We start from the raw sequence: 6,523 nt of genomic DNA on the forward strand, positions 1-6,523 counted from the left end.
CCCCGTTCGGGCTGGGTTGATCATGTCCGTTCGCTGACCTCGACCCCGCGGCCGTGAGTGGCGGGGTTTCGTACGCCGGCGAGCCAGACGCTCGTCCCTCAGAGCGACGTCACCACCGCGTCCGGGTGCCATCCGACGCGGACGGCACCCGGCATACGGATTTCAGCACTCGTCGTACGACTTCAGCGTCGATGTCGGCGTCGGCTTCTTGGTCGGCGTCGGCTTTGCCGTAGTGGTCGTGCTGGGGGTCGGCGTCGACGCGGGCGGAGGTGCGATGGCCTTCTGGACCAGCTCGCGAATCAGGTCGAAGTCGGGCTTGACCGAGCTGATGCCCTGCTTGAGCGTGAGTGCGACGCTGGTGATCTTGGCCTTCTGGACGCGCTCGATGAGGGTGGCGAAGGCTCCGAGGTTCTGCACCGGGATGTCGGTGTAGATGTTGTCCTTCGCGATCCGGGCCAGCTCGGGGTACTTGCCGAGCATCGACGCGGGGTTGACCTGCTGGACCACCGCCTGGACGACGCACCGCTGGCGCGCCTGGCGGAAGCCGTCGTCGTCGGCCGCGCGGGTGCGGGCGTACCACAGCGCGAGGTTTCCGGTGAGGTGCTGACGACCCGGCGAGAAGTAGCCCTTCTCGCCGATGACGCCGCCGTGTCCGTCGCTGTGACCGCCGATCGGCAGCTTGGTTCCGTTGCCACTCAGCTTGACGTTGACGTCGACGCCACCCATCGCGTTGATGAGCTGCTCGAAGCCCTTGAGGTCGATGACGACCGTGTGGTCGATCTTGAGGCCGACGATCTCCTGGATGACGTTGCGGGTCTCGTCACGGCCAGGCGCCTCACCGGAGTAGCTCCCGGGGTGGTTCTTGCGGAACTGGTCGACCTCGGTCCAGATCGCATTGAGCATGCACTGGTCAGCAGCGTCGGTCTGCGCGCGGATGCAGGTGGGCCGGCCGTAGACGCCACTCGGGTACAGCTGACGCAGTGGGCTCGACTCCGGGAGGGGGACCCGCTGCAGGTTGCGGGGGAGCGAGATCAGGGTCGTGCGTCCCGACTTCGTGTCGATGCTCGCCACCATCATCGAGTCGGTGCGGGTGCCCTCGCGTCCGACGCCGGCATCCGAACCGAGGAGCAGGATGTTGACGCGCGGGGTCTCCGCCCAGGGGTCGTCTCCGGCGACGACGGTCGCGCCGTGGGTCGAGCCCGTGCCGAACACCTGGTTGACCGTGTCCTTCGTGATGGCGGCATACTCGGCGGCCTTGTACGACGAGCCGGCCACCAAGAAGACCATGACGGTGGTGAAAGCGGCGAGGGTTCGGGTACGTGCTCTGTCCAGGCGGGCCGGCCTGGCCATGACCGCAGTCATGATGATCGACACACACCACAGGACGCCGATGATGACGAATGCCACCGTGGCGAGCTGGAGCAGCGCGGGGCTGCTGAGCAGGGAGAGCGCGCTCGCGGTGAGCCCGTGAGTCATGACGTAGTAGGCGACCCACGCACCGCCGAGGAGGCTGACCAGGAGGAGGAACCAGCCGAGCGCCTTGCTCCGCGTCTGTGTCAGACCTGCACCTGGGAGAACCGTCCCGAGGGCGGTCAGGCCAAGAGCTCGGCGGAACTCTGAGCGGATCTCCTTGCGCAGGGACTCCCGCCCGCCGGGCGTCAGGCGCGCGGCAGTGCGTGGGTTGTACGGCTGGCTCATGGGGTCCTCTCGGGCATGCTGGCTGCGGGCAGCCCGCTCATTGTGCACCGTCAAACCGTGAGACGTCCCATTGGAGGCTGAGGTTGTCCTGCATCACCCCCCACCCCGGTTTGGTCAGCGTCGGTCTGGCCGGTAGCCTGTGTCCGCTCGTGTATCCGGTTCCCGCGCAGGGTCGGTGCGAGCACGGAGGCGTCGCATAGTGGCCTAGTGCGCCCGCCTGCTAAGCGGGTTGGGGATAAAACCCCTCGCGGGTTCAAATCCCGCCGCCTCCGCCAGCACAGACACGTAGGACCCCCGACACGCTTTTCGTCGGGGGTCCTACGTGTCTGTGCTGATCGAGCACGGGGGATTTGGGAGGAGCTGGGGAGCCGCCGAGGAACGAGGCGGCAGCCCAGCGACGGTTCCCGCCGCCTCCGCGTACGCGGGCGCGCTGGATCCGGATCTCCTTCGCCGGGGCGGACTTTGTTGTGGTGCGGGCCGGGAGGCGTCGAACCGCCGCGCGATCGCCGAAGCGGGCTCAGCGGCATACGCCCTGAGGGTCAGGGCGTGCGGCGCCGCTTCTGGGACCACGGCACGGCCACCCACAGGATCAGCGCGAGCAGTGCGAGCCCGCCCCCGACCTGGATCGCCCGCGTGTGCGTCACGAGCACGTCGAGCACGAGGACCACGCCGCCGATGATCGTGATGGCCAGCGTGACCAGGCCCGTCGTCAGGAGCCGGTCGGTGTAACGGACGATGAAGTCCTTCAGGCCCTCCTGGAAGAGGACGCGGTGCAGGGCGACGGGCGCGGTGAAGATGAGGACGGACACGGCCGCGGAGACCAGTGTCGTGAGGTAGATCCCGCGCTGGAAGCCGGTGAGCAGCGTGAACCGCTGCTGGAAGGGGATCGTGAGCAGGAACGCGAAGAGGATCTGGACGCCCGCCTGGGCGATCCGCAGCTCCTGGAGCTGCTCCGTGAAGTTGCGGTCGAGCTTCTGGGCCTCGGTCTCGTTGCGCGTGTAGCGGGGCGCGTCGCTCATCGGCCCATCTTCACATGTCGTATGCCGCTGGGCCGGGCGATCGTGGGAAGGCGACGCCCGCGCACCACCGAAGACCCGGCGGAGACCCGGCGGAGACCCGGCGGGGGCAGACGGAGGGCCCGGCACCCATCGGGTGCCGGGCCCCATCACGTCGCCCGCCACACGCCACCGGACGGCGGCGGGCCGACCTCAGCGCGCGTCGAGACGAGCGGTGAGACCGTCGAGCTCGGCGCGCAGCTCGGCCGGGAGCCGGTCGCCGAACGTGTCGAACCACTCCTCGATGAGGGGCAGCTCCTTGCGCCAGTCGTCGGGGTTGACGGCGAGCGCCTTGGTGACCTGCTCGGGCGTCAGGTCGAGGCCGTCCACGTCGAGCTCACCCGGAGCGGGGACGAACCCGATCGGGGTCTCGACGGCCTCGGCCTCGCCCTCGAGCCGCTCGATGACCCACTTGAGGACGCGGCTGTTGTCGCCGAAGCCCGGCCAGAGGAAGGAGCCGTCCTCCTCGTCGCGGCGGAACCAGTTGACGCCGAAGATCCGGGGGAGCTTGGACGCGTCCCCGCTCTTGCCGATCTCGAGCCAGTGGTTCATGTAGTCGCCGGCGTGGTAGCCGATGAAGGGCAGCATGGCCATCGGGTCGCGGCGGACCACGCCCACGGCGCCGGTCGCGGCGGCGGTCGTCTCCGAGGAGAGCGTCGCGCCGATGAACGTGCCGTGGGTCCAGTCGCGCGACTCGTAGACGAGCGGCACGGTGGTCTTGCGGCGACCACCGAAGAGGATCGCGTCGATCGGCACGCCGTTGGGGCTGTTGTACTCGGGCGCCGCGATCGGGCACTGGGCGATCGGCGTGCAGAAGCGGCTGTTCGGGTGGGCGGCCTTCGTGCCGGCCTCGCCGTCGGCGGGGGTCCAGCTGTTGCCGAGCCAGTCCGTGAGGTGGGCCGGCGGCTCGTCCGTCATGCCCTCCCACCAGATGTCGCCGTCGTCGGTGAGGGCGACGTTGGTGAAGACCGAGTTGCCGAGCTCGACGGTCGCCATCGCGTTCGGGTTCGTCGAGTGACCGGTGCCGGGGGCGACGCCGAAGAGGCCCGCCTCGGGGTTCACGGCGTAGAGGCGGCCGTCCTCACCGAAGCGCATCCAGGCGATGTCGTCGCCGACCATCTCGGCCTTCCAGCCCGGGACGGTGGGGGTGATCATCGCGAGGTTCGTCTTGCCGCAGGCCGAGGGGAACGCTGCCGCGACGTAGTGGACCGAGCCCTTGGGGGAGGTGAGCTTGAGGATGAGCATGTGCTCGGCCATCCAGCCCTCGTCGCGGGCGATCGCCGATGCGATGCGCAGCGCGTAGCACTTCTTGCCGAGGAGGGCGTTGCCGCCGTAGCCCGAGCCGTAGCTCCAGATCGTCCGCTCCTCGGGGAAGTGGACGATGTACTTCGTGTCCGAGCACGGCCACGTGACGTCGGCCTGCCCCTCGGCGAGCGGGGCGCCGACCGAGTGGAGCGCCGGCACGAAGTCGGCGTCGGTCTGCTCGATCGCGCGCAGGACCTTGGTGCCGCAGCGGGCCATGACGAGCATCGAGACGACGACGTAGGCCGAGTCGGTGATCTCGACGCCGAACATCGGCTCCTTCGCGTCGATGTGACCCATGACGAAGGGGATGACGTACATCGTGCGGCCCTGCATGCTGCCGCGGTAGAGGTCCGTCATGATGGCCTTCATCTGCGCCGGGGCCATCCAGTTGTTGGTGGGCCCGGCGTCCTTCTCCTCGACGGAGCAGATGTAGGTGCGGTCCTCGACGCGTGCGACGTCAGTCGGGTCGGAGGCGCAGTAGAAGGAGTTGGGCTTCTTCTCCTCGTTGAGGCGCACGAACGTGCCTGCCTCCACAAGCTGGTCGGTCAGCTCGGTCCACTCCTGGGGGGAGCCGGTGATCCAGCGGATGTCGCGCGGCTGCGTCAGCTCGGCGACCTCGGCGACCCACGCCGACAGGCGCGCATGGGTCGTATGAGTGCTCGGTTCGGACTGGGTCGTAGTCAACGGGGGCCATCCCTTCGCGCGATGCCGGACGGCACCGCGTCGTGCCGGTGGTCGTCCACCGAGCGGGCTGGAGCTCCCCCATTGGAGCGGGATGCATCAGTCCACCTGGTGAACAAATGACGTGATGCCTTCAAGGTACGCCCGGCAAAGTGGGGTATTGACCGCTCGAGGGCCGCCCGCCGGTGAAACGGCTCACACCTCCGAAGGGACGCAAGAACAACGACGGATTCTTGTCGTTTTCTTGCAGAATTTTCAGACCTGAGGCGTATGCCGCTGGGCTGGCCGACGCCGTGACGTGGCCTTCCGCGGGTCGCCTCAGCGGCCTTCGTCCGCTTGCGTGGAACGGTGTCGCGGTGGGCATGGCGTCTCCTCCGATCGAGCCCGTAGTCACCGAGCCGGCCATGGCTGAGCGGGACAGCGGCCAGCGGCTGGATGAGTGGGCGGCGACCGCCCAGAGCGGCCATCGAAGCGGCCCGAGCCCGCGGTGAGCGGGGCCTCGCGGCCTCCGGGGCCCAGCGGCATACGGACGCGGAGGGGTGGGAGTACCGATTTCGTGGTTCGGCGGAGAGTTGCTAAGGTAACTCTTCGTCCGGCCGAGTGCAGGACAAGCACCCGTAGCTCAACGGATAGAGCATCTGACTACGGATCAGAAGGTTTGGGGTTCGAATCCCTACGGGTGCGCTCTGTGTTGAGACAGAGAACATGGCCCTGACCAGCGGAAACGCCGGTCAGGGCCATGTGCTTAGTCCTGGCAGGAGCTCGCGGCCTTCCCGATCTCTCACCGATCTCTCCCGGACTGCCGCCTCAAGGGCTCTTACAGGGCCCCGGCGAGGACCTGGCCCAACGTGGTCGCAGCGGCGTCGAGGCCGTGCTGCGTCCGAGGCACATACGTAGCGAGATGCACAGGAACCGAGTGCCCAAGCAGCGACGCTGCATCGGCAGGTGCCAAGCCAGCCCTGTGCAACATCAAGGTCACCGTGTGCCGGACGGCATGCAAGCGGATGATCGGCACGCCAGCGTCTCGGCAGATTTGGGCGAAGCGATCCGAGTAGGCCTCTGGCCGGACGGGACGACCAACAGCGTCCACAAGCATGGGGCCCGTCTCCTCGTAGGCGGAGCCCACCGCCAGCCGGTCAGCAGCCTGCCGAGCGGAGAGCCGCCCCGAAGGATGGCAACTGAGCCAGGGTGCATGCCCTCAAGCGGAACCGTCCGGTATGAGGCGCGCGATTTGGGCTCACCCGTGGCCGTCCGTCGTCCGTCAACTGCCACTCGGCCAGCTCGAACGGCCACGTTTCCGGCATCAAGGTCAACCGCATCCCAGGATAGGCCCAGGACCTCCGAGCGACGCAGGCCCGCGAGGGTCAGCCGCCAGGCTGCCGCCCATGCGTCCCGGTCGGCAACATTTCTGAACGAGACCAACTCGTTGGGCGACCAGACGGCGAGCTCATGCGATGCCTGCTGAGTCGGCTTTGGAACCTTGACACCTAGCGCGGGGTTCACGGGCATCAACCCCGCCCGGACTCCGTAGCTGAAGACCTGTTTGATCGTCATCACGGTGAAGGATAGAGACCGAGCCGAGAGCGCTCTGCCACGCTGACCACCCTCGATCGCGAGGGAGCGCATCAGCGCCTCGACATCGGGAAGGGTGAGCCCCTGAGCTCGGCGGGTTCCGATCCTCGTGCGCACAGGCTTCAGCACCTGGGCATAGCCCAGTCGGGTGACCTCGCGCACCTCTACCTTGGATCCCAGCCAAGCTGTCGGCAACGCTCGAAAATGAGGCC

General features: G+C 68.0%; 3 protein-coding genes and 2 tRNA genes. 2 read left to right on the plus strand and 3 right to left on the minus strand.

Annotated features, from left to right (window positions below; all coding sequences use genetic code 11):
- Positions 1-162 precede the first annotated feature (162 nt).
- A complete protein-coding gene (locus N865_RS11755) occupies positions 163-1,698 on the minus strand; it encodes an LCP family protein (RefSeq protein WP_034805907.1) in 1,536 nt (511 codons plus the stop codon).
- Between the two features lie 185 nt (positions 1,699-1,883).
- Between N865_RS11755 and N865_RS11760 the strand changes: the two genes are divergently transcribed.
- A tRNA-Ser gene (locus N865_RS11760) sits at positions 1,884-1,973 on the plus strand.
- Positions 1,974-2,237: 264 nt separating this feature from the next.
- On the opposite strand, the gene N865_RS11765 is transcribed toward N865_RS11760, so the two are convergent.
- Both N865_RS11765 and N865_RS11770 read right to left on the minus strand, forming a co-directional pair.
- Complete coding sequence (locus N865_RS11765) at positions 2,238-2,717, minus strand: DUF6328 family protein (RefSeq protein ID WP_034805909.1); 480 nt, start codon at positions 2,715-2,717, stop codon at positions 2,238-2,240.
- Between the two features lie 189 nt (positions 2,718-2,906).
- Positions 2,907-4,742, minus strand: a complete 1,836-nt coding sequence (locus tag N865_RS11770; protein WP_034805912.1) for a phosphoenolpyruvate carboxykinase (GTP) — start codon at positions 4,740-4,742, stop codon at positions 2,907-2,909.
- Positions 4,743-5,350: 608 nt separating this feature from the next.
- On the opposite strand from N865_RS11770, the gene N865_RS11775 reads away from it, so the two are divergent.
- Positions 5,351-5,423 (plus strand) — tRNA-Arg (locus N865_RS11775).
- Positions 5,424-6,523 lie beyond the last annotated feature (1,100 nt).

Origin of the sequence: Intrasporangium oryzae NRRL B-24470 (genome assembly GCF_000576595.1) — a bacterium.
In the GTDB taxonomy this organism is placed as follows: domain Bacteria; phylum Actinomycetota; class Actinomycetes; order Actinomycetales; family Dermatophilaceae; genus Intrasporangium_C; species Intrasporangium_C oryzae.

Bases quoted from the DNA above. Each gene is read 5' to 3' on its own strand.
- N865_RS11755 (WP_034805907.1), bottom strand. From the start codon at position 1,698: ATGAGCCAGCCGTACAACCCACGCACTGCCGCGCGCCTGACGCCCGGC.
- N865_RS11765 (WP_034805909.1), bottom strand. From the start codon at position 2,717: ATGAGCGACGCGCCCCGCTACACGCGCAACGAGACCGAGGCCCAGAAG.